22 protein-coding genes are annotated in these 21851 nt (G+C 73.6%); 10 read left to right on the top strand and 12 right to left on the bottom strand.

Annotation, left to right across the window (positions count from 1 at the left end):
- The first annotated feature begins 35 nt into the window (after nt 1-35).
- Nucleotides 36-3101: an NACHT domain-containing protein gene (locus ACZ514_RS23935; protein ID WP_469125606.1), complete on the top strand. Its 3066-nt coding sequence runs from the start codon at nt 36-38 to the stop codon at nt 3099-3101.
- Between the two features lie 29 nt (nt 3102-3130).
- Here ACZ514_RS23935 and ACZ514_RS23930 read toward each other — a convergent pair whose 3' ends face one another.
- Genes ACZ514_RS23930 through ACZ514_RS23915 form a run of 4 tightly spaced genes read right to left on the bottom strand, consistent with a single transcriptional unit; the run spans nt 3131 to nt 7337 of the window.
- On the bottom strand, nt 3131-4354 hold the full coding sequence (locus ACZ514_RS23930; RefSeq protein WP_469125605.1) for an amidohydrolase family protein: 1224 nt from the start codon (nt 4352-4354) through the stop codon (nt 3131-3133).
- Nucleotides 4351-5643, bottom strand: coding sequence for an amidohydrolase family protein (locus tag ACZ514_RS23925; RefSeq protein WP_469125604.1), 1293 nt, complete (start codon nt 5641-5643; stop codon nt 4351-4353). The genes ACZ514_RS23930 and ACZ514_RS23925 overlap by 4 nt, the downstream gene beginning before the upstream one ends.
- Nucleotides 5644-5653: 10 nt before the next feature.
- Nucleotides 5654-6538 carry an SDR family NAD(P)-dependent oxidoreductase gene (locus ACZ514_RS23920; protein WP_469125603.1) on the bottom strand — a complete coding sequence of 295 codons (885 nt, stop codon included), beginning with the start codon at nt 6536-6538 and terminating at the stop codon, nt 5654-5656.
- A gap of 1 nt (nt 6539) precedes the next feature.
- Entirely contained in the window at nt 6540-7337 is a 798-nt protein-coding gene (locus ACZ514_RS23915) for an acetoacetate decarboxylase family protein (RefSeq protein WP_469125602.1), read from the bottom strand.
- Between the two features lie 142 nt (nt 7338-7479).
- Here ACZ514_RS23915 and ACZ514_RS23910 point away from each other — a divergent pair, with 142 nt between their 5' ends.
- From ACZ514_RS23910 to ACZ514_RS23880, 7 genes are all read left to right on the top strand, one after another.
- Nucleotides 7480-8106, top strand: a complete 627-nt coding sequence (locus ACZ514_RS23910) for a TetR/AcrR family transcriptional regulator (protein WP_468167282.1) — start codon at nt 7480-7482, stop codon at nt 8104-8106.
- 145 nt (nt 8107-8251) lie between these two features.
- Nucleotides 8252-9967 (top strand): MXAN_6230/SCO0854 family RING domain-containing protein, encoded by a 1716-nt coding sequence (locus ACZ514_RS23905; protein ID WP_469125601.1) that lies wholly within the window; start codon nt 8252-8254, stop codon nt 9965-9967.
- Nucleotides 9968-10087: 120 nt separating this feature from the next.
- Nucleotides 10088-10879, top strand: a complete 792-nt coding sequence (locus ACZ514_RS23900) for a hypothetical protein (RefSeq protein WP_469125600.1) — start codon at nt 10088-10090, stop codon at nt 10877-10879.
- Nucleotides 10880-10928: 49 nt separating this feature from the next.
- Entirely contained in the window at nt 10929-11906 is a 978-nt protein-coding gene (locus ACZ514_RS23895; protein WP_468167278.1) for a DEDDh family exonuclease, read from the top strand.
- An 86-nt stretch (nt 11907-11992) separates the two neighbouring features.
- Nucleotides 11993-12226 carry a hypothetical protein gene (locus ACZ514_RS23890; RefSeq protein WP_468167276.1) on the top strand — a complete coding sequence of 78 codons (234 nt, stop codon included), beginning with the start codon at nt 11993-11995 and terminating at the stop codon, nt 12224-12226.
- A 79-nt stretch (nt 12227-12305) separates the two neighbouring features.
- On the top strand, nt 12306-13091 hold the full coding sequence (locus ACZ514_RS23885) for an SURF1 family cytochrome oxidase biogenesis protein (RefSeq protein ID WP_469125599.1): 786 nt from the start codon (nt 12306-12308) through the stop codon (nt 13089-13091).
- 10 nt (nt 13092-13101) lie between these two features.
- A complete protein-coding gene (locus ACZ514_RS23880; RefSeq protein ID WP_468167273.1) occupies nt 13102-13857 on the top strand; it encodes an SDR family oxidoreductase in 756 nt (251 codons plus the stop codon).
- A gap of 952 nt (nt 13858-14809) precedes the next feature.
- Here ACZ514_RS23880 and amaP read toward each other — a convergent pair.
- The 8 genes from amaP to ACZ514_RS23840 form a co-directional block, all read right to left on the bottom strand.
- On the bottom strand, nt 14810-15367 hold the full coding sequence (gene amaP, locus ACZ514_RS23875; protein WP_468167271.1) for an alkaline shock response membrane anchor protein AmaP: 558 nt from the start codon (nt 15365-15367) through the stop codon (nt 14810-14812).
- Entirely contained in the window at nt 15364-15894 is a 531-nt protein-coding gene (locus tag ACZ514_RS23870; RefSeq protein WP_469125598.1) for a DUF6286 domain-containing protein, read from the bottom strand. Before ACZ514_RS23870 ends, amaP begins: the two co-directional genes overlap by 4 nt.
- Nucleotides 15891-16259 carry an Asp23/Gls24 family envelope stress response protein gene (locus ACZ514_RS23865; RefSeq protein WP_468167267.1) on the bottom strand — a complete coding sequence of 123 codons (369 nt, stop codon included), beginning with the start codon at nt 16257-16259 and terminating at the stop codon, nt 15891-15893. The genes ACZ514_RS23870 and ACZ514_RS23865 overlap by 4 nt, the downstream gene beginning before the upstream one ends.
- Before the next feature lie 7 nt (nt 16260-16266).
- Nucleotides 16267-16458 carry a hypothetical protein gene (locus ACZ514_RS23860; RefSeq protein ID WP_468167265.1) on the bottom strand — a complete coding sequence of 64 codons (192 nt, stop codon included), beginning with the start codon at nt 16456-16458 and terminating at the stop codon, nt 16267-16269.
- Nucleotides 16459-16487: 29 nt separating this feature from the next.
- The gene (locus tag ACZ514_RS23855; RefSeq protein WP_469125597.1) at nt 16488-16919 is read right to left on the bottom strand and encodes an Asp23/Gls24 family envelope stress response protein; all 432 of its coding nucleotides are present in this window, start codon (nt 16917-16919) and stop codon (nt 16488-16490) included.
- A 131-nt stretch (nt 16920-17050) separates the two neighbouring features.
- Nucleotides 17051-17830: an enoyl-CoA hydratase/isomerase family protein gene (locus ACZ514_RS23850; protein ID WP_468167261.1), complete on the bottom strand. Its 780-nt coding sequence runs from the start codon at nt 17828-17830 to the stop codon at nt 17051-17053.
- Nucleotides 17831-18033: 203 nt separating this feature from the next.
- A complete protein-coding gene (locus ACZ514_RS23845) occupies nt 18034-18255 on the bottom strand; it encodes a helix-turn-helix domain-containing protein (RefSeq protein WP_007263382.1) in 222 nt (73 codons plus the stop codon).
- Between the two features lie 363 nt (nt 18256-18618).
- Nucleotides 18619-20217 (bottom strand): ABC-F family ATP-binding cassette domain-containing protein, encoded by a 1599-nt coding sequence (locus ACZ514_RS23840; RefSeq protein ID WP_468167259.1) that lies wholly within the window; start codon nt 20215-20217, stop codon nt 18619-18621.
- Nucleotides 20218-20474: 257 nt separating this feature from the next.
- Between ACZ514_RS23840 and ypfJ the strand changes: the two genes are divergently transcribed.
- Both ypfJ and ACZ514_RS23830 read left to right on the top strand, forming a co-directional pair.
- The gene (gene ypfJ / locus ACZ514_RS23835; RefSeq protein WP_468167257.1) at nt 20475-21365 is read left to right on the top strand and encodes a KPN_02809 family neutral zinc metallopeptidase; all 891 of its coding nucleotides are present in this window, start codon (nt 20475-20477) and stop codon (nt 21363-21365) included.
- A 61-nt stretch (nt 21366-21426) separates the two neighbouring features.
- Entirely contained in the window at nt 21427-21822 is a 396-nt protein-coding gene (locus tag ACZ514_RS23830) for a VOC family protein (RefSeq protein WP_468167255.1), read from the top strand.
- The last annotated feature ends 29 nt before the right edge of the window (nt 21823-21851 follow it).

Raw genomic sequence — 21851 nt, 5'->3', positions numbered from 1 at the left:
CGACGGGGTTACCCCGGGTACAAGGGGGAGGGCGCATGGCAGGACTCGAAACGGCCGCGTTAAGGGCGGCGACCACCGCGGCGGGGTCGCTGTGGAGGGCGAGGGTCGGGCAGGTGCCCGGCGCGGGCCTCGCCGACGACGCGGTGCGACCGGCTCCGCGCTGGCGCCGGCCCGCGGAACTCGGCACACCGGAACTGCGCCGCCTCGCACAGGGACTGGCGCCACGGCTGGACGCGGCCGCCGCCCGCCTGCCGGAGCACGAACGGCTGGCGGCGCTCGAGGCGGTGGCCGACGCCTTCGCCGCGCTGGGGCGGCTGGACGCCGACGCCCTCTTCGCGGCGGACCTGGACCCGGCGGAGCTGGCGGCGAAGGTGCCCGTACCCCCGGCCGCGGGCCTGGGCGCGGCGGCCGAGGCACTGGCCCGGGACCTGATCCGGCTGGCGTGCGTCCACACCGTCGAGTACCTGACCACCCTGCCGTCGTTCGGGGCGCGGGCCGAGGTGGAACTCGTACGCCGTGCCGGCGCGTTGCAGCGGTCGGTGGACAGGCTCGCGCGGCCCGCAGGCGGGGCGGCGGCGTACGCCTTCGAGGAGCGGTACGCGCGCTGGGTGGCCGACACCCACGGCCGGCTCCAGCTCTTCGGCCTGACGACCGGCCGCGCCCGCGAGGAGTGGCCGCTGGACCTGGCCTACATCAGCCTCGCCGTCAGCGGGGAGCAGCATCCGCCGCTGCCGGGCGAGCCGGGCGGGCACCGTACGCCGGTCCGGGCGGAACAGGCGCTCGGCGAGGCGGACCGCGTCCTGCTGCGGGGGCCCGCCGGCTCGGGCAAGAGCACGCTCCTGCAGTGGCTCGCCGTGAACGCCGCCCGGCAGAGCACCCGCGTTCCGTTCGTGCTGCGCCTGCGCTCCTTCACCACCGCCGAGGTCCTGCCCCGGCCGGAGGACTTCCTCGAGAGGTGCGGCGTGCCGCTGTCAGCACCGGCCGGCTGGGCCGAGGAGCTGATGCTGAGCGGCCGGGCCCTGGTCCTGGTGGACGGGGTGGACGAGGTCCCACAGCGGCTGCGCGGCCGTACGGAGAGCTGGCTGCGCGGGCTCGTCTCCGCGTTCCCGGACGCCCGTTACGCGGTCACCACCCGCCCTTCGGCCGTCCCGGAGGACTGGCTCGCCCGGGAGGGCTTCGTACCGCACTCGCTGCTGCCGATGGAGCGCGAGGACGTCGGGGCGTTCATCGGACACTGGCACCGGGCCGCCGCCGTGGAGTACCCGGGCGAGGCCCTCGGCCCGTACGAAGCCTCCCTGCGGGAGGCGGTATCCGCCCGCAGGGACCTGGGCCGGCTGGCGACGAACCCACTGATGTGCGCGCTGCTGTGCGCCCTGAACCGGGACCGGCGGATGCGGCTGCCACGTGCGCGGAAGGAGCTGTACGACGCGGCCCTGGACATGCTGCTGGTCCGCCGGGACACGGAACGGGAGATCAGCGGGGTCGAGGGCGTCCACCTCACCCGGGACGAACAGGTCCTGCTGCTCCAGCGGTTCGCGTACTGGCTGATCCGCAACGGCCAGGTGGAGGCGGGCCGGGAGGAGGCCGTCGAGCTGGTGGGGCAGTGGCTGGAGGCCATGCCGCAGGTCCGGGAGCAGGGCGGCGCGGAGCAGGTCTTCGCGCACCTGCTGGTCCGCAGCGGGCTGCTGCGGGAGCCGGTGAAGGGCTCGGTGGACTTCGTGCACCGCACCTTCCAGGACTACCTGGGAGCCAAGGCGGCGGTGGAGTCGCGGGACTTCGGCGTGCTGGTGAGGAACGCCCAGGACGACACCTGGGACGACGTGGTCCGCATGGCGGTGGGCCACGCCCGCCCGGACGAACGCGTCCGCATCCTCCGGGGCCTCCTGAAGCGCGCCGACAAGGTCAAGGGGGCGAGGAGCCGGCTGGTGCTCCTGGCTGCCGCCTGCCTGGAACACGCCCCGGAACTGGACCCGGCCCTGCGCGGCGAGATCCAGTCCCGCACGGCGGAACTGCTGCCGCCGCGCGACCCGTCCCAGGCGGCCGAGCTGGCCAAGGCCGGCGAGCTGGTACTCGAGCTCCTGCCCGGCCCGGACGAAGGACTCGGCGACCCGGAGACGGCGGCCACCATCCGGACCGCCGCTCTGGTCGGAGGAGACCGGGCGCTGTCGGTGGTGCGCCGGTTCCGCCACGAGCAGGGGCCGCTGGCGCTCCAGGAGCTGGACGAGGCCTGGGGGCGCTTCGACACCCGGACCTATGCCGACAGCGTGCTCGCCGACGTCGTGGCCGAGGAAGCCCTGATCTCCTTCCGCACCGCTGAGCAGCTCACCAGCCTGGAGGACCTCACGCACTTCAGGAGGCTGCGGCTGTTCGAGGTCTCCCGGATCCCGGCCGCACTGGCCGCCCGGACCGACCTGCGGATGCTCTACGTCCTGAACTCCCCCGAGCTGACCGACGTGCGGCCGCTGGCCGCCCTGCGCGGGCTGGAGCACCTCAGCCTGCAGTCCTGCCCGGCCGTGCACGACCTCGGTCCGGTGGCCGGACTCCCGCTGCACAGCCTCTTCCTGGCGGGCAGCGGCGGGGTATCCCTCGACGTCCTGGCCGAGCTGCCGGAGCTGACGGTACTGGGCCTGGACTCGGGGGGCCGGTTCCGGGCGGTGGGTGAGCTGCCCGTCCGGCAGCCCCTGACCGGCCTGTGGCTCTACGAGGGGGCGGCGGCCATGTCGCTGGAGGGCCTCGACCGCTGGCCGGACCTGAGTGCGCTCAGCATCACCGGTGACTCCCAGGGCGCGTACCTGCGGAAGATGGGCCGGGTGCCGGAGCTGGAGTTCCTCCAGATGATCCACCGACAGGAGTTCGAGGCGGAGGAACTCCTCCGGTTCCCCCGCCTGTCCAGCCTCTTCCTGTCGGACTGCGTACTCCCGCCGGGTACCGAGCAGCGCATCGCCGAGCTGGGCCGGCTTCGGACGCTCTCCCTCAGCGCCTGCGGCACAGTGGACCTGGCGCCCCTGCGCGGGCTCCCGGACCTCGTCGTCCACCTCTACGGCGGGACGGACGTACGCGGGGCGGAGGGTTTCCCTCCGGAACGGCTGAAGTTCCACTGAACGTCGCCGCCCGGCGGGGGACTCCGTGGCTACCAGACCCGGACCGAGGCTCCGCGGGCGAAGGCCGGGCTGGTGGCCGTGGCCGGAACCTCCGTCAGCGGGACGGAGATCTCGGCCACCGTCGGGCCGACCTTCGCGGCGACCGCGTCCAGCAGGGTCAGGTCGAAGCCGTACACGCGGGCCGCGTTGCCGCCGGTCATGGCCGCGACCTCCTCCCTCGGCAGGCCCGCGTACGCGATGCGCAGGGCTTCGCGGGAGAAGGGGGCGGTGCCCTCGTCGTGGGGGAAGTCGCTGCCCCACATGATCTTGTCCAGGCCGATCCGTTCCCGCAGCGGGACCTCGTGGGGGCGCATGAAGCTGGCCCCCACGAAGCAGTTGTCCCGCCAGACCTCGCTCGGGCCCCGGCCCATGGACTCGGCCAGGCCCGCGCCGAACTTGGCCTCGGCTGTGGACGCCGCCGCGACCAGGCGGCCGTGGTAGTAGTCCAGCATCTCCAGCACGCCCGGGATCCAGCCGGAGCCCTGCTCCGTCAGGACGAGCTTGAGGCCCGGGTGGCGGCGGAAGGCGCCGCCGAAGACGAGGTGCCACAGGGCGCGGTGCGAGAACCAGGTGGTCTCCACCATGAAGACGGCCCGCGCGGCCGGTTCGTCGCCCAGCGGGGGCGAGGCCGAGCCGCCGTGGTGGTTGACCGGGACGTCCAGTTCCGCGCACACCGCCCAGATCGGGTCGTACGCGGCCGAGTACAGCTCGGGGACGGGTGAGCCGGGCGGGACGCCGGGCAGGAGGATGCCGCCGGTCAGGCCCGCCTCCCGGGTGCGGCGGACCTCCGCCACCGCCGCGTCCACGTCGTTGAGGAGGATCTGGGCGACGCCCGCCCGCCGGCCCGGCGCGTCCGCGCAGAAGTCGGCCAGCCACCGGTTGTGCGCCTGGAGCCCGGCCCACCGCAGTTCGTACTCCTCGGCGGTCGGCGGCTGGGCCATCAGCGAGGCCTTGGGGAAGAAGGGCGGGATGGTGTTCGGGAAGACGACCTCGGCGACGATGCCGTCGGCCTCCAGCTCGGCAAGGCGGCGGCGCGAGTTCCAGTTGAGGTCCGCCGAGTCGGCGAGGAGGTCCTCGTACGGATTGACGTAGGACGCGGCCCAGGCGTCGAAGGCCTCGTGGTGGCGCTTGGCCAGGTACGGCCTGTAGTCGAGCAGGTCGGCTCCCGCGTGACAGTCCGCCGAGATGACCGTGTAGCGGTCGTCCGCCGTCACCGGGTCACCCCCAGCGAGGGGAAGTCGTCGCCGGTGAGCCAGTGGCGGCCCGTCTCGCGGGAGCGCGCCCAGGAGGCCTCCACCGCCGCCTGGTCGGGGCTCTGGCCCAGCTCGGCCGGGGTGGGGCCGATGCGGCGGGCGAGGGGGGCGAGCCGTTCCGTGTCGAAGCCGAAGACCTCGGCGGCGGCCAGGCCCAGCATCCGGCGGGTCTCGGCGACCGGGATGTCGTGGAAGGTCTTCCTCAGCCAGCCGCGGGTGTCGGGCCAGGTGCCCTCGGGGTGCGGGAAGTCCGAGCCCCACAGGATGTTGTCCACGCCGATCTCGTAGCGCTGGGCGAGTTCGCGCCGCTTGGTGTTGGTGGCGCAGACGAACACCTGCCGGTCGAGGTACTCGCTGGGCGGGCGCTTCAGTTCGGCGAAGGGGGAGAGCTTCTTGCCGCCGTGGGCGCCGAGGTAGAGGCGGTCCATGAACCACAGCAGGTTCGGCAGCCACCAGCAGCCCGACTCGGCGACGCCGAACCTCAGGCCCGGGTGGCGCTCGAAGACCCCGGACCAGAGCAGGAACCACAGCGGGCGGGCCGGCCACCAGGTGACCTCGGAGACGTAGATGCCCAGGTGGTCGCCGTACTCGTGGCGCGGCGCGGCCCCCGAGTGGGTGACGACCGGCATCGCCGTCTCGGCGGCGGCCGCCCACACGGGGTCGTAACGGCGGTGGTGGTAGGGCGCCCGGTCCACCCACATGGACGGGATCATCAGGGCGCCGAGGCCGGACTCCCTGGCCCGGTGGATCTCGGCGACGACCTCGGACGGTTCGCCCGTGATGGGCAGCAGGGCGACACCGCAGTGGCGTTCGGGGGCGCGCCCGACGAACTCCGCCAGCCAGCGGTTGTGCGCCCGCGCGCCCGCCATGCCGAGCTCGGGGTCCTGGTCGCCGGACAGGCCCAGGCCCACCCCGAAGGGAGCGGCGGTCCGGCTGTCGACGGCGTCGGCGTCCGGGAAGACGACCTCGGCGGCCACCCCGTCGCCGTCGAGTTCCTTCAGCCGCCGGTCGCTGTCCCAGCCGCCCTTGAGGCCCTCCTCGTTGTCGTGGAACCACTTCTCGGCGAAGGCCTCGTTGCGGACGCCGAGCCGGGTGGCCTCCTCGCGGCGGGCGTCGCGCCCGCCGAGGAACTCGTCGAACGCCCGGTGGAAACGGGACGCCAGATAGGGGCGGTACCGCTCGGTGGGCAGGCCCGCGTGGCAGTCGGAGGAGATGATCAGGTACGGGTCTTCGTACGCGTACTCGCTCACACGACGCTCCTCAGTCGAGGATGAAGCTCTCCAGGTAGGCGGGGTTGGCGCGGTCGAGCATCGACCTCGACCGGGCGCGGATCTGCCGGTCGCTGTGCTCGCTCGGCGGCAGCATCCAGAAGCGGTCGGCGCGGATGCCGTCGACGACGTGCTCCGCGACCTCCTCGACCGGGGTGAAGCGGACCTCGTGCCCGGCCTCCCTCATCGCGGCCTCGTACTGGTCGAGGCCGCGGTACGGGGACCTGCGCGGGCGCTCCTTCGCGAAGCGCGCGGGCCGGTTGCGGTGGGACTCCCACAGTCCGGTGCGCAGCATGTGCGGGCCGGGGAAGAGGACGGAGGCGCCCACGGGGGCGCCTTCCGCCTTGAGGTGGGCGTAGAGGGACTCGGTCATGGTGACCACGGCGGCCTTGGTGACGGCGTACACGGAGGCGGTGGGCAGGGGGGCGATGCCGCCGTCGCCGGAGGATGTGTTGACGACGTGGCCGGGGGCGCCGGAGGCGATCATGCGGGGGACGAAGGCCTGGATGCCGTGGAAGACGCCCCAGACGTTGACGGCGAAGGCCCATTTCCAGTCGTTGGGCTCGTGTTCCCACATCCGGCCCTCGGCGCCGGATCCGACGCCCGCGTTGTTGCACAGGACGTGCACGGCGCCGAAGGTCTCGTGGGCGGCGTCGGCGAGGGCGAGGACGGAGTCGCGTTCGCTGACGTCGACGGTCCGGGCGAGCACCTCCGCGCCGTCCGCGGCGAGGGCGTCGGCGGCCTCGCGCAGGGCGGCCTCCTCCACGTCGGCGAGGACCACCTTGAGGCCCTCGGCGGCGAAACGGCGGGCCAGGGCGAGGCCGATGCCGCTCGCGGCACCGGTGACGACGGCCACCTGTCCGGGTGCGAGCCGCACGTCACACGCTCCCCTCGGGCGGGCCGTCGAGGATCTGGAGGGGGTCGTCGTAGCGCTGGTGGACGTAGGGGAGCAGCGCCCGGGCACTGACCCGTTCGACGATCCTGCCCCGCTGGTCGGTGGTCTTCTCGCCGATGGTGAGCTCCACGAGGCGCCGTACCGGAAGGTCGGCGACGGGGTCGTACATCGACTCGCGCAGCACCACGTCCCCGGTGAGGTGCTCCAGTCTGCGGACCTTCTCGTTGCGGGTGCAGTGCACGAGCACCGGATCGCCGTCGAGGCCGGAGCCGTCCACGGCCGGGAGGAACTTGAAGTAGAAGTCGGTCTTCACGGTCGGCCCGGGCGGCGGCAGTTCGCGGTCGACGGCCCCGCGCACCTCGACGAAGGCGATGCCGTGCCGGGCGAGGGCGGCGCGTACGACGAGCCCCTCGCGCTCGACGGTGACCTCGCCCAGCTTCTTCGGCTCGCCGAACACCTCGCGGCCGCCGGTCAGGGCGCGCTCGTGGGTCATCGGCATGACGAGGGGGTACCAGCCGTCGACCGCGCCGTGCCGGGCCGCCACGGCCACCGAGCCGGCGCCGAGGGGGTAGCCGGGCAGGTCGACCTTGCTGATGTTCGCCCGTACGAGGGGCCGTTCGGCGGGCTTGAGCGGTGGGGGCAGGACCGCCGCCACCACGTCGGGGTCGGTCTCCCAGACGGCCACCACTCCGGTGGACCAGATGTCGGGGAGCCTGGCGCTCTTCTCGCGCGATGCCGTGATCTCGGCCTCGGTCCGCGCTCCGTACCGTATGCGTGCCATGTCGCGCACCACCCTTCCGAGGGTTCCCCCGGCGGGGGCCGGAGGCGGTTCTGTAACACAGTTACACCGGCGCCGATGAAGGGTAAAGAGCCGTGCGCACACGGAAACCGACGCTCCGTCAGACAGATTGGCGGCCCCGGCGATGGCGAGAAACGCGCTGACCCGCGACGAAGTCCTGGAAGCGGCCGCGTCGCTGGTCAGGCGGCACGGTCCGGCGGCCCTGACCATGCGCGGCCTCGCGGCCGAGCTGGGCACCGCGGTGACCTCCATCTACTGGCACGTCGGCAACCGCGAGCGGCTCCTCGACGCCCTGGTGGAGCGGACCGTCCAGGAGATGGGCGCGGTGCGCCCCGCCGGCCGCACCCCGGCCGAGCGGATCGTCTCGGTGGCCCTGGCCCTGCGGCGGGAGATCCGGGCACGCCCGCACCTGATCGCGATGGTCCACGAGCGCGGGCTCACCGAGCGGATGTTCCTGCCCGCCCAGCGGGCACTGGCCGACGAGGTGCACGCCGCCGGACTGCGCGGGGCGCGGGCCGCCGACGCGGTGCGCGCCGTCCAGTTCCAGACCGTCGGCTTCCTCCTGGTCGAGCGCAACCGCGAGCGCTCCCCCGCCCAGTCGCCGGGCGAGGGCGAGCTGTGGGACCCGCGGTCCGCCCCCGGCGACCCGGCGCTGGCCCGCGCCCTGGCCCGCCCGGCCGACCCGGAACGGCTGTTCCTGCTGTCGGTACGGGCTCTGACGCGGGCCCTGCTCACCGGGTCCGGAGGATAATCGGATTGCCCGGGTGCCCGGCCGCGTGATCAGATCGGCCGTGCGGGGGCGGCTCCCCGGCGCGCATCCTTCTCCACTCCTTTACCAAGAATCCGCGCGCCCACTCTCCGCCCCCGCCCTGTCGTTCCCGGAGGGGGTGCCACCCGTGTCCGCCATCGAGTCCGTCCTGCTGCACCGGCTCAGGACCGTCTACGTCGACCTGCCGGACGCCGCCGCGTCACCCGGCCGCGAGGGAGTGCGCCCCCTGGAGGGCGAGCTCCTCGAACGCGGGTACGCGCTGAGCCCGGAGCTGCACGCCGCGCTCTCACGGCTCGCGCCGACCGACCTCGCCGACGAGCGGCTGCGGCTGCTGGCGCTGCTGGACCGGCTGACGGGCTCCGACCGGGTGCACAAGCCCCTCTTCCGCCGCTTCCCCTTCTCCGTCCCGCACGACACCGAACACTGGTACGTCAGCCGCGTCTTCGCCCTGCTGCTCCAGGAACCCGCGCAGCCGTGCGTCCTGTGCGGCGAGGCCGGCACGGTTCACCCCGTCGCGCCCTGCGCCCATCTCGTCTGCCGCGCCTGCTGGGACGGCGCCGACTACACCGGCTGCCCCGTCTGCCACCGGCGCGTCGACCCCGCCGACCCCTTCCTGCGCCCGGTCCCCGACCGGCCCCGCGGATCCGCCGCGCCCGCCGGCCACGGAGCCGGGGGCCCGCTGCGGCTGCTGCGGCTCGGCACCGACCGGCAGGCCGACTGCGGCCGCGTGGTCGCCCGGCTGCTGGCCCGGCAGACGCCGCTGTCCCCCGAGGACCGCGAGGACCTGGACCTGCTGCTGCACACCGCTCCGGCGGACCTCGGCTGGCTCCCCGAGCAGATCCCCGTGCGCGAGACCAAGGCGCAGGTCCTCGGCACCCTGCTGCGCGCCTGGCGGACCGCCGACGCGGTACGGCCGCTGCTCGCCGCCCGGCTCACCACGGCCACCGACGTGCTGCGGCTGCTCGCCGTGCTGTCCGGCGGCGACGCCGGTCTGCTGCCGCCGCCCCGGTTCGTGAACCCCGGACGGCCGTTGCGCCGCGAACTCCTCGCGGTGCTCGACGCGTTGGACCCGCGGTACCTGGTCGAGGACCTGCTGCGGCACCCGGCCGCCTGGAAGCGGGCCGCCGAGCTGCTGCACCCCTTCGAGCGGCACGACCGGCACCCCCGGGCCGCGCTCGCCTTCGCCGTGCTGCGCGGCACGGCCGTGTCCGCCGCCACCCCGCTCGGCGCGGCGCTGCTGGCCCGCGCCGCCGCGCACCCGGACGCCGTCCGCGTGGACGGGGACCGGATCCGGCCCGTCACCTGGGCCGGCCGGCTCGAGCAGGCCCTCGCCGAGGGGGACGCGGCGGCCGCCGCCGCGCTCGCCGGGCAGCGCCCGGGAGAACTCGTACGCCGCCTCGACCACCTGCTGCGCCTGCACCCGGGCGCGGAACTCCTGCCCGAGCTGGAGCGGGCCCTCGGCCGGGGACTGCCCGAGGCGGGGGCCGGACCGCTGCTGTCGGCGTTCGGCGCGCTGCGCACCCGCGCCGGGGACCGTACCGGCGGGCGCCGGGTGTTCTTCCCGCGCGGCCGGGTGGCGCGCGCGCAGGTGGCGTGGGAGGAGCGGGCCCCGCTGCCCGCGCCCCTCGTCGGGGCGGTCACGGCCCGCCTGGAGGCGGAGGTGCTGCGCCGGTTCGCCGCCGCGGGCGGGGAGGCGTACGACCTGGCGGTCCTGGACGCCGGGCTCTCGGACCTGACCGTGCCCTCCGGCGAGCGCAACGCGTCCCGGTCGCTGGTCGCCGTCCCGCGCGGCAGTACGCAGACCCTGCCGGGGGACGAGGTGCTGCGGCTGTTCCTGCACTGAACGGAGCCCGCCGGCAACCGCACCGACCTGGACCTGTCCGTCGCCTTCTTCGACGCGGACTGGAAGTACCGGGGGCTGTGCGACTACACGCGCCTGCGGTACGGGCCGCGGACGGCCGCCGTGCACTCGGGCGACCTGACCTCGGCGCCCGCTCCGGACGGTGCCACCGAGTACGTGGACCTGGACCTGGCGGCCCTCGCCGGGAACGGCGACGTGTACGCGGTACCGCTGGTCTTCAGCTACAACAACGTGCCCTTCGACGAACTGCCGGACGCCTTCGCGGGCTTCATGGCCCTGCCCGCGGACGGTCCGCGCGGCTCCTCGTACGACCCCCGGAGCATGCGTCAGCGCTTCGACCTGACGGGCGACTCACGGGTCTGCCTGCCGATGGTCGTGGACCTCGCCGCCCGCCGGGCCCTGTGGGCGGACGTCCACCTGCCGGCGTCCGAAGGTTTCCAGAGCGTCGCCGCGCACGGCGAGCGGCTCGGGTCCGTCGCCCGCGACGTGTGGGACCACTTCGGGTCCGGCACCCGCACCACCCTGTGGGACCTGGCGGTCTGGCGGGCCGCGGCCCGCTCCCGCGAGGTGGCCGTCCTGCGGGACGGGGAGATCTGGAGGTACCGGGCCGGCGCGGCCGAGACGGTGGCCGGATTCGCCGCCCGCGTCGCGGCGGCGGGCGGGCCCGAGGAGCGGCGCGCGGCCCCGGACGCCGGGGCGGCCGTCGCCGAGGAGAGCGCGGGCCGCAGGGTGTTCCTGGTCACGGTGCACGCCACCGCGGCCGGGCCGGGCGCTTCGGGAACGGCCTTCCGGCTCTTCCCGGGCCCGGCCGAAGTGGCCGGATCCTTCACGTCGGTGAGCGCCTCGGACCTGGTGGCGGAGCTGGCGGCCGGGCCGGAGCCGGAGCCGTCCTGAAAGGGCATCGGACCACGGGTGTCGGTGCGTGCCGATATCCTCTGTGACCATGCTCTACGACCGTACGACCGCAGAGACGGAATGGCCGACCGCGTACCCGCAGGGGTACGCGGTCGTCGACGTGGAGACCACCGGGCTCGCTCGCGACGACCGGATAGTCTCCGCGGCCGTCTACCGGCTCGACGCGCAGGGCAACGTGGAGGACCACTGGTACACCCTGGTCAACCCGCGCCGTGACCCGGGACCGACCTGGATCCACGGCCTGACCACCGCGATGCTCCAGGACGCTCCGCTCTTCGAGGACATCGCCGAGGAGTTCGGGGGCCGGCTCGCCGACCGGGTGCTCGTCGCGCACAACGCCATGTTCGACTGGCAGATGATCGCCCGGGAGTACGCGCGGGCCTCCGTGACCGCGCCCGTGCGCCAGCGGCTGTGCACCATCGCCCTGTCGAAGGAACTGAACCTGCCGCTGCCCAACCACAAGCTGGAGTCCCTCGCCGCCCACTACGGCGTGGTCCAGCAGCGCGCCCACCACGCCCTCGACGACGCCCGGGTACTGGCGGAGGCCTTCCGTCCGTCGCTGCACGCGGCCGCGCGCGACGGCGTACGGCTGCCCCTGCTGGAGTGCCGCCCGCTGACCGAGTGGTCGGACTCCCCCGCCGCTCCCCGCGTCGGCTACCAGTCCTCGTACGGGAACGGCGGCAACTGGCGGGTCTCGCGCAAGCGGCCGCCGTGCCCGTACCCGAACCCGGGGCGCTTCGAGGACGGCAAGCCGCTCAAGCAGGGCATGCGGATCGCCTTCTCGGGCGACACCTCCGTGGACCGGGAGCTGCTGGAGGACCGGGCGGTGGAGGCGGGCCTGCACATCGCGACGAGCGTGTCCCGGCTCACCAGCCTGCTGGTCACCAACGACCCCGACTCCCCCACCTCGAAGACGGTCAAGGCCAAGTCGTACGGCACCCCGATCGTGGACGAGGCGGCCTTCACCCAGCTGCTGCGGGACGTGGCGGCGGCCGCGGAGAAGTAACGGCCCTTGCTCCGGCCGGGTGCAGGCGCGGCGACTCACCCCGGTGGATCTTGTTCCGTCCGGCCGCCCCGCCGAGCATGCGGCGCATGGCACGTTGCGAGGTCTGCGGAAACGATTACGGCATGTCCTTCGAGGTGCACGCGCAGGGCGCGGTGCACGTCTTCGACTGCTTCTCCTGCGCCATCCACCGCATGGCGCCCATCTGCGAACACTGCCGGGTCCAGATCATCGGCCAGGGCGTCGAGGTCGAGGGCCGGTGGTACTGCGGCGGTCACTGCGCCCGCGCGGAGGGGAAGGTGGGCATCGTCGACCACGTCTGACCCCTCTCCCCCTTCCCCCCGGACCCCGGAAGGCCACCCGGCCGCCGGGGTCCTCCCCGCTGGGGGTACCGTCGTGGGCGTGTACCGCTTTGTGCTGACCCGGCAGTGGGTGTCCCTCACCCTCGTCGCCCTCGTCCTCGTCCCCGTGATGGTCAAGCTGGGGTTCTGGCAGTTCCACCGCCACGAGCACCGGGTCGCCCAGAACGAGCTGATCGCGAGGAACCTGTACGGGAAGCCGGTGCCCGTGACCGAGGTCACCTCGCCCGGGCACACGGTCCCGAGGGCCGACTACTGGCGGGCCGTCACCGCCACCGGCACGTACGACCCGGCGCACGAGGTCGTCGTACGGATGCGCACCTCGAACGGCGACAAGGTCGGCTTCCACGTGGTGACGCCGCTGGTGCTGGACGACGGCCGGGCGGTCCTGGTCAACCGCGGCTGGGTGCCCGGCGGCGGCGACCCGCGCGCCTTCCCCCCGGTGCCGGCGGCGCCCTCGGGGCAGGTCACGGTCACGGGGCGGCTCAAGGCCGACGAGACCAGCGGCGGCAGCGGGATCAAGGACCGCAAGGGCCTGCCCGACCGCCAGGTGATGCTGATCAACAGTGAGCAGCAGGCTGCCGCCCTGGGCAAGCCGGTGCTCGGCGGCTACCTCGAACTGACCGCGCCCGAACCGGCCGGCGGCAGCCCCGAGCCGGTGGCCGACCCCGACCACGACTCGATCGGCGCCCACATGGCCTACGCCGTGCAGTGGTGGCTCTTCGCGTCGGCGGTGCCGGTGGGATGGCTGGTGCTGGTGCGGCGGGAGAAGCGCGACCGCGAGGAGGCGGCCGCCAAGGCGGTGTCTCCGGAGCCCGCTTCGGCGTAGGTTGTCCGGCATGGATCTTGGACTGAAGGACCGTGTCTACGTCGTCACCGGTGCCACGCGGGGCCTCGGCTTCGCCGCCGCGCGCGAGCTCACCGCCGACGGGGCGAAGGTCGTACTCACGGGCAGGGACGCCAAGCGCGCCGCGGACGCGGCCGCCGGACTCGGGCCCCACGCGGTCGGTGTGGCGGCGGACAACTCCGACCCGGAGGTGGCGGCGCGGCTGGTCGCCACCGCGCGGGACCGCTTCGGGCGCTTCGACGGCGTCCTCATCAGCGTCGGCGGTCCCCCGCCGGGCTCCGCGGCGGACAACACCGACGAGCAGTGGGCGGCGGCGTTCGAGACGGTCTTCCTCGGCGCGGTCCGCCTGGCCCGGGCGGCCGCGGCCGAGCTGGGCGAGGGCGGGGTCATCGGCTTCGTGCTGTCGGGCTCGGTCCACGAGCCGATCCCCGGCCTGACCATCTCGAACGGCCTGCGGCCCGGGCTGGCGGGCTTCGCCAAGTCCCTGTCGGTCGAGCTGGGCCCGCGCGGGATCCGCGTGGTCGGGCTGCTGCCGGCGCGGATCGACACGGACCGGGTACGGGAGCTGGACGCGCTGTCCGGCGACGCCGACGCGGCCCGGGCGGGCCACGAGTCCCGCATCCCGCTGCGCCGCTACGGCACCCCGCAGGAGTTCGGCCGCACGGCGGCGTTCCTCCTCTCCCCGGCGGCGTCGTACCTCACGGGCGTGATGCTCCCGGTGGACGGCGGAGCCCGCCACGGCTTCTAGGCCGTCCCTTCCGGATCTTGCCTGACCCGCGCTGCCCGGCGAGGCTGGGAGTCGCCGGCAGCACGCCTGCGGGTGCACCACACGGGCGGGCGGACAACGGACGTGAGGGGGCGGGGACGGGGTGGGGTGTCGTCCGGGGCCTCCTCGCCCTGCCATATGCCGACCACCCGGACTACCGAGCCGAACGGCGACCGGAGGTCTAAATCCAGCCGTGCAAGGGGTGTTGGTCCGGCCACCTGAGGCGTAGCGTGTGCCCACCTGGAGGGGGACCAGCGCCTCCCACCCAACCGCGCTGGCCACCCGAGCCCCCGTCGCCACGCCCCGTGCGGCGGTGGCTCTTCTCTGCACCCAGTTGCAAAATCCGAAGTCGTGTCCCGTCCTTGGGGCATCTCCGGCGTGCCCGGACGCCGAAGCCCCGCCCACGCGCGGGGCTTTCGCGCGCCCAGCGCCCTTCCCAATCCCCTCGGAACGCCAGACGCTTGCCTTCAGCAGCGTGTCATGACTGACAGCGGGGAGTTCATGGACGAGTACGCGATGGAGCGCGCAATCCGACGCGCCAACGGTGAAGACGTAAGGGGGCCCTTTGAAAACTGCTGCGGGTGTATCGGCGTCATCTTCCTGGTAGCACTCGTCGGGTTCGTCTTAATGGTGATCCTTCGAGGCATGTAGCACAATCCACACCCGACGCTTCTGCTGGACGTCCATCCATGGTCCCAGCCGCCCCGCAGCAGTCGCCCGGCGGACACAGGGGCGCGATGCGCACACACCACATGGCCACCGCACTGGCCGCTGCCACCACTCTCCGGAACGAGACGAATTCGGCGCCCGGTGCCCCGCGCCCCTCAGACCAGGAACGGGCGCCGAACATCGAAGCCCGCCCGGACGACGCCCCACCCCGCGACGCCCCCGGGGAACCCCGCCCGGTCAGAGCGGCGGTCCCCAGCGGTCCCCGTCACGTGACCCGTCGTGCCGGGTGCGGACTGACGTGCAGGCGGGCTTCCGCCGGGAGGGACGGGAGGCCCGTCGCGGTGCGGGCGTGGGTGAGGACCGGACCCGCCAGCGCCGCGAGGGCGTCCGCCGGCACGGCGTGCGGTGCCAGTTCCAGCGCCACCCGCAGGGCAGGCGCCGCCCGCCGGCCGCGCAGCACGACCCGGCAGTGGGCGACGCCGTCCAAGGCCGCCGCCTCGGCCGCCACCGCCGACTCCAGCGCCCGCCCCCGCAGCAGCGCGAAGTCCCCGTCGCCGGTGTCCACCGCGACCACCGCGAGCCGCGGACGCCGCAGCTGTGCCGCCAGCCACCACAGCGCCAGCAGCACGCACACCGCCAGCGCGGCGAACACCGCCCACCACCAGCCGCCCTCCAGGCCCCGGTGCCGCGCGAGCAGCGGCGCGTGCCGTCCGGCGAACGGCCAGGACGCCGTCAGGACCGACAGGCCCGCCGCCAGCAGCACCAGACCGGCCAGCGCCAGCACCACCCGGTTCACCACGCCGAGCAACGGCACGCCGCTCACCTCCTGACCCTGATCCGGGCCCGCGGCGGTCGCGCGAGCCCCAGTTCCCCGATGCCGACGGCGAGCGCCTCGTCCAGGTCGGCCCGTACGTCGTCCAGTTCGCGGAAGTGCGAGGTGGCCCGGACCCCGACGCGGGTACGGCCCACCCTGACCCGGACCGAGCGGACCCCGGCGACCTCCATGGCCCGGTCCCGCAGGATCAGCGCGACGGCCCGGCGTCCGATGCCCGCCCGCAGCCCCGGCTCGGTCCGCATCGGCAGCACCCGGCGCAGCCCGGGAGCCAGCGCGAGCACCAGCAGCACCGCTCCGGCCAGGGCCAGCAGCGCCCCGCCCGCCAGCACCCGCGCGTCGGCCGGGCCGTGCCGCTCGAGCAGGGCGGTCAGTTCGCGCCGCCAGCGCATGCCGGGCCGGTGCGCGCGTACCGCGGCCAGGTCGTAGAGGAAGAGCCCCGCCACCGCGAGCACCACCAGGGCGACCACCCCGGCCGGGCCCCTGCGCGGCGACCGGAAGCGGTGCGGCCGGCTCACCTCAGCCGCCGGTCCCGCCCGGCGGGGGCGCCGGGCCGGGTGTGGGCGGAGTGCAGGTGCTCGATGTCGACGGCCACCTCGGGGACCGCCATCGCCGCGCACTGCCGGACGCGCCGGGCCACCTGCTCGCGCACGGCCGCGCACTGGGCGGCGAGGTCGGAGGGGTAGTCCAGCTCCAGGCCGATCCTGACCCGCGCGATGTCGTGGTGGACGGTGACGGTCGCGTGCGGGACGGCCCCGGGCGGGCTGTCGAGCGCCTCGCGGGCCGCCTGCGCCGCGATCTTGGCGACGACCCGGTCGGCGATCCGCAGGGCGCCCCGCTCGGCGGGCGGCACCCGGGGCGGCAGGGGCCGGGGCGCGCTCATCGGCCGCTCACCCGCGCCGGCCGTCCCGGCCGCGGGGACGGAACAGGTCGCCCGGGTCGAGGTCCCCGTCGAGGTACCGGCCGACGAGGAAGCCGATGGTGCCCAGTGCCCCCACCAGCAGGAAGGCCCCGAAGCCGCCGAAGTACCCGGCGAACGCCAGGGCCATGCCGGCGAACAGGCCGGCGACCGCCATGCTCATCGCGTGACTCCTCTCCGTTTCCGGGCCCGCTACTGGAGCCGGGAATCCGGTTCGTCGTCGGGCTCGTCGGGCAGTTTGACGTCGCTGACGGCGATGTTGACCTCGACGACCTCCAGGCCGGTCATCCGCTCGACGGCGGCGATGACGTTCTCCCGGACGGCCCGGGCGACCTCGCGGATCTCCACCCCGTAGTCGACGACGATCTCCAGGTCGAGGGCGGTCTGGACCTCTCCGACCTCCGCCTTGACGCCTCGGGCGGCCGCGGCCCTGGCTCCGCCGGGGACCCGCTCGCGGACGGCCCCGAAGGTACGGGAGAGTCCGCTGCCGCTGCCCATGGCGTGGACGCCGGCCACCTCCCGGGCGGCCAGCCCGGCGATCTTCTCGACCACACCGTCGGCGATGCTGGTGCGGCCACGGTCCGCGGGGTCCTTGGCGAAGCCCGTCGCTGCGGAATCGGTCATGGGACGTCCTTAGGAAGGGGAGCCTCCCGACCACGGTAAGCGCGTACGGTTCCCGGCGCCCCGGGAACTACGCCGGAAGGCCGGAGCGGTCCCGCCGTTCCGGCCTTCCTCGGGCGTGCGTGCGTACGGCGTCAGTCGGACAGGCCCGCCAGGTCGCGCAGGCGGCGGGCCTGCGCGGCCCGCTCGGCGGCGCGCTGGTCGTCGTAGGTTCGGGACGGGGCCCCGCGCAGCAGCGCCTTGGTCTCGATGACGGCGTCGCGGGCCGGGGCCAGCAGGGCGGTGGTGAGGTCCTGGACGGCGGCCTCCAGTTCACCGGCCGGGACCACCAGGTTGGCCAGGCCGACCCGCTCGGCCTCCTCGGCGTGCACGAAGCGGCCCGTCGCGCAGATCTCGAGCGCGCGGGCGTAACCGACCAGGGCGGTCAGCGGCTGGGTGCCGGCCAGGTCGGGGACGAGGCCGAGACTGGTCTCGCGCATGGCGAACTGCACGTCGTCCGCGACGACGCGCAGGTCGCAGGCGAGGGCGAGCTGGAAGCCGGCGCCGATCGCGTGGCCCTGTACGGCGGCGATGGAGACGATGTCATTGCGCCGCCACCAGGTGAAGGCCTCCTGGTACTCGGCGATGGTGGAGTCGAGCAGTTCGTCGGAACCGCGCGCCAGGTCGAGGAAGGACGGCTCGCCCTCGAAGCCCTCGGGGGTGAACGCCTGGCGGTCGAGCCCGGCGGAGAAGGACTTGCCCTCGCCGCGCAGCACGACCACCCGGACGGTGCCGGGCAGCGACCGTCCGGCCTCCGCCAACGCCCGCCAGAGCGCGGGGGATTGAGCGTTTCGCTTGGCCGGATTGGTCAGTGTCACCGTGGCGACCGTGTCGTCGATGGTGAGCCGTACGCCATCCTTGTCGAGCAGAGCCATCTGGTGCCTCCGGTGTGCAGTCGTGGCCGCGTACTCGGCCTAAGTGACTGCACAGTAACCACCCAGCCGGCCGGGGGGCCGACCGGGGGTCACCGAAGGTGCCGTGCGTGGAACGGATGAGACGGACAGCACGGATCAGACAGCGTGGAAGAGAACGGAGCTGTCGAGCGGTCTTCGGTACGGCCCCGGCCTGACGGCCGGGGTCAGGCCGCAGCCGCCTTCTTGCCGCGTGTCGCGCCACCGCGACCGCGCAGCGTGACTCCGGACTCACTGAGCATCCGGTGGACGAATCCGTAGGACCGGCCGGTCTCCTCGGCCAGCGCCCGGATACTCGCACCGGAGTCGTACTTCTTCTTCAGGTCTGCCGCGAGCTTGTCGCGCGCGGCGCCGGTCACCCGGCTGCCCTTCTTCAGAGTCTCGGCCACCCGTGCCTCCTCGTGGGAAGTGCGCTCTGGACTTCTCATGATCACCCCTCCCCGGCTTCCTGGCCACCCATTCGGCAAGGTCGGTGCCACGGCATTTCGGGGGCCGTGGACACCCGAGCAGAACGGAATCTCCTCTTCCGCTGCATGACCTCCGTCACATTTCTCCACTGTCGACGGGAATCACCAGGTCAGGGGCCGGTCAGGGCAGAAAGACGGCCCCGGTCGCGTGTCCGGGAGGACGCGGCCGGGGCCGTCGTACAGAGCGCGACGGTACGAGACCGTCTCACTCAGATGATGGATCACGCCTGGGCCGAATGATCCATAAGGAACTGGATCAACACGGCGGAGGCGGTCGGGCGGAACTCAGGCGAGGGCGACGAGGTCCCGGTAGTCCGGGCCCCACAGGTCCTCGACCCCGTCGGGGAGCAGGATGATCCGCTCCGGCTCCAGGGCTTCCACGGCGCCCTCGTCGTGCGTGACGAGGATGACCGCTCCCTTGTAGGTGCGCAGCGCGCCGAGGATCTCCTCGCGGCTGGCCGGGTCGAGGTTGTTCGTGGGCTCGTCGAGCAGCAGCACGTTGGCCGAGGAGACGACCAGGGTGGCCAGGGCCAGACGGGTCTTCTCGCCGCCGGAGAGCACGCCCGCGGGCTTGTCCACGTCGTCACCGGAGAACAGGAAGGAGCCGAGCGTCTTGCGCACCTCGACCAGGTCCAGGTCGGGCGCGGAGGAGCGCATGTTCTCCAGGACCGTGCGGTCCGGGTCCAGCGTCTCGTGCTCCTGCGCGTAGTAGCCCAGCTTGAGGCCGTGACCGGGCACGACCGTGCCGGTGTCGGGCTTCTCGGTGCCCGACAGCAGGCGCAGCAGGGTGGTCTTGCCGGCACCGTTGAGGCCGAGGATGACGACGCGGGAGCCCTTGTCGATGGCCAGGTCGACGTCGGTGAAGATCTCCAGCGAGCCGTAGGACTTCGACAGGCCCTCGGCGGTCAGCGGGGTCTTGCCGCAGGGCGCCGGGTCCGGGAAGCGGAGCTTGGCGACCTTGTCGGAGGCGCGGACGGCCTCCAGGCCGGAGAGCAGCCGGTCGGCGCGCTTGGCCATGTTCTGGGCGGCGACGGTCTTGGTGGCCTTGGCGCGCATCTTGTCGGCCTGGGCGTTGAGGGCCGCGGCCTTCTTCTCGGCGTTCTGGCGCTCGCGCTTGCGGCGCTTCTCGTCGGCCTCGCGCTGCTGCTGGTACAGCTTCCAGCCCATGTTGTAGACGTCGATCTGGGCCCGGTTGGCGTCGAGGTAGAAGACCTTGTTGACCACGGTCTCGACCAGGTCGACATCGTGGGAGATCACGATGAAGCCGCCGCGGTAGTTCTTCAGGTAGTCGCGCAGCCACACGATCGAGTCGGCGTCGAGGTGGTTGGTGGGCTCGTCGAGGAGCAGGGTGTCGGCGTCCGAGAAGAGGATCCGGGCGAGCTCGACACGGCGGCGCTGGCCGCCGGAGAGGGTGTGCAGGGGCTGGCCGAGGACCCGGTCGGGGAGGCTGAGGGCGGCCGAGATGGTCGCGGCCTCCGACTCGGCGGCGTAGCCGCCCTTGGTGAGGAACTCGGTCTCCTGGCGCTCGTACTGCTTCAGGGCCTTCTCGCGGGTGGCGCCGGAGCCGGTGGCGATGCGCTCCTCGTTGGCGCGCATCTTCTTGAGCAGTACGTCGAGACCGCGCGCGGACAGGATCCGGTCGCGGGCGAGTACGTCGAGGTCACCGGTGCGCGGGTCCTGCGGGAGGTAGCCGACCTCGCCGGACCGGGTGATGGTGCCGCCGGCGGGCTGGCCCTCGCCCGCGAGGCACTTGGTGAGGGTGGTCTTGCCGGCTCCGTTGCGGCCGACGAGCCCGATGCGGTCGCCCTTGGCGACGCGGAACGACGCGTTCTCGATGAGGATGCGGGCGCCGGCGCGCAGCTCGATGCCGGTGGCGGTGATCACGGAAATACTCCAGGGCGGTGGGGACGGCGGAAGTGGGGGCAGGACGCGCGTTGCTTCGACGCCGCTAATCCGCGAGGAGATTTGCCATGGGATTCATTCTACCGGGGGCGCGCAACCACTTTTCGGGACCTCCCGTCCCCCGTTCGGCGCACGGGCCACGCGGGCACCCCGGGGCGCGTATCAGGATGAACGGGTTGATACTCGCCGCAGGGGCGGCCGGGCCGTCCCTGCGGTCTCACCGATAGAGGCGGTGCGGGATGCAGTTCGACGACAACGCCAATCTGGACACGTCCGAGGTCAAGGACGTCCGCGGCAGCCGCGTCCCGGGCGGGAGGGCCACGATCGGCGGTGGCCTCGTCGGCCTGGTCGCACTGGTGCTGGGCCTGCTCTTCGGGGTGGGCCCGGAGCAGCTGGGCCTGTCGGACGGGAGTCCGGAGCCTGCCGCGACCTCCTCCTCGGCCGCCCAGGTGCAGCAGTCCTGCCGGACCGGGCGGGACGCCAACACGCGGGAGGACTGCCGGCTGGTCGCGGTGGTCAACAGCACCCAGGACTTCTGGAGGCAGGAGTTCCAGAAGCGGGGCGGCGCCTACCGCCCGGCGTCCACGGTCTTCTTCACCGGCCGGGTGAACACCGCCTGCGGGGCCGCCACCTCGGCGGTCGGCCCCTTCTACTGCCCGCGCGACCGGCAGGTCTACCTCGACCTGGACTTCTTCCGGGAGCTGCGGACGAAGTTCGGGGCGAGCGGCGGCCCGTTCGCCCAGGCCTACGTCGTCGCCCACGAGTACGGGCACCACGTCCAGAACCTGACCGGCACGCTCCAGCGGGCCCAGGACGGGCAGCAGGGCGCGAACAGCAGCGCGGTGAAGGTCGAGCTCCAGGCCGACTGCTACGCCGGGGTGTGGGCGCACAACGCGACGAGGACACCGGACGAGTCCACCGGGAGGCCGCTGATCACCAGCCTCACCGACCAGGACATCAGGGACGGGCTGGACGCGGCGGCCGCGGTCGGCGACGACCGGATCCAGGAGCGGCTCCAGGGCCGGGTGACCCCGGAGTCCTGGACCCACGGCTCGGCCGAGCAGCGCCAGCAGTGGTTCTACCAGGGCTACCGGACGGGCGACATGGCCCGGTGCGACACCTTCCGCTGACGGGCGCGCGGCTCCTGCCATGCTGTGACGCGGGTCACCGTCACGAGAGGGAGTGATCGTCATGGCAGGCGTTCCGTCCATCTGTCCCACGCTGGTCTACCGCGACGCGAAGGCGGCCATCAAGCTGCTGACCGAGGCCTTCGGCTTCAGCCAGGTCGCGGTGTACGAGGGGGAGAACGGCTCGGTGGTGCACGCGGAGCTGGCGTACGGCAACGGCGTGGTGATGCTGGGCAGCAAGGGCACCGGCGGGGTCTTCGACAAGGCCATGGGCGACGCGGGGCCCTCGGGGGTCTACGTCGTGGTCGAGGACGTGGACGCCCACCACCGGCGGGCCGTCGAGCGCGGTGCGGAGGTCCTGATGGAGCCCACCGACCAGGACTACGGCTCCCGCGACTACATGGCCCGGGACGCCGAGGGCAACATCTGGAGCTTCGGGACGTACGCGCCGCAGGTCTGAGCCCCGCGGCGGTACGGCCCCCGTCCGTG

This window comes from Streptomyces sp. NPDC034086 (assembly GCF_055575515.1).
The sequence above is the reverse complement of the archived record's forward strand: the minus strand, read 5'-3'. Positions and strand labels throughout refer to the sequence as shown.

Bases quoted from the DNA above. Each gene is read 5' to 3' on its own strand.
- ACZ514_RS23935 (WP_469125606.1), top strand. From the start codon at position 36: ATGGCAGGACTCGAAACGGCCGCGTTAAGGGCGGCGACCACCGCGGCG.
- ACZ514_RS23860 (WP_468167265.1), bottom strand. From the start codon at position 16,458: ATGAGCATGGCGGTCGCCGGCCTGTTCGCCGGCATGGCCCTGGCGTTC.
- ACZ514_RS23895 (WP_468167278.1), top strand. From the start codon at position 10,929: ATGCTCTACGACCGTACGACCGCAGAGACGGAATGGCCGACCGCGTAC.
- ACZ514_RS23850 (WP_468167261.1), bottom strand. From the start codon at position 17,830: ATGGCTCTGCTCGACAAGGATGGCGTACGGCTCACCATCGACGACACG.
- ACZ514_RS23880 (WP_468167273.1), top strand. From the start codon at position 13,102: ATGGATCTTGGACTGAAGGACCGTGTCTACGTCGTCACCGGTGCCACG.
- ACZ514_RS23915 (WP_469125602.1), bottom strand. From the start codon at position 7,337: ATGGCACGCATACGGTACGGAGCGCGGACCGAGGCCGAGATCACGGCA.
- ypfJ (WP_468167257.1), top strand. From the start codon at position 20,475: ATGCAGTTCGACGACAACGCCAATCTGGACACGTCCGAGGTCAAGGAC.
- ACZ514_RS23855 (WP_469125597.1), bottom strand. From the start codon at position 16,919: ATGACCGATTCCGCAGCGACGGGCTTCGCCAAGGACCCCGCGGACCGT.
- ACZ514_RS23910 (WP_468167282.1), top strand. From the start codon at position 7,480: ATGGCGAGAAACGCGCTGACCCGCGACGAAGTCCTGGAAGCGGCCGCG.
- ACZ514_RS23890 (WP_468167276.1), top strand. From the start codon at position 11,993: ATGGCACGTTGCGAGGTCTGCGGAAACGATTACGGCATGTCCTTCGAG.
- ACZ514_RS23830 (WP_468167255.1), top strand. From the start codon at position 21,427: ATGGCAGGCGTTCCGTCCATCTGTCCCACGCTGGTCTACCGCGACGCG.
- ACZ514_RS23865 (WP_468167267.1), bottom strand. From the start codon at position 16,259: ATGAGCGCGCCCCGGCCCCTGCCGCCCCGGGTGCCGCCCGCCGAGCGG.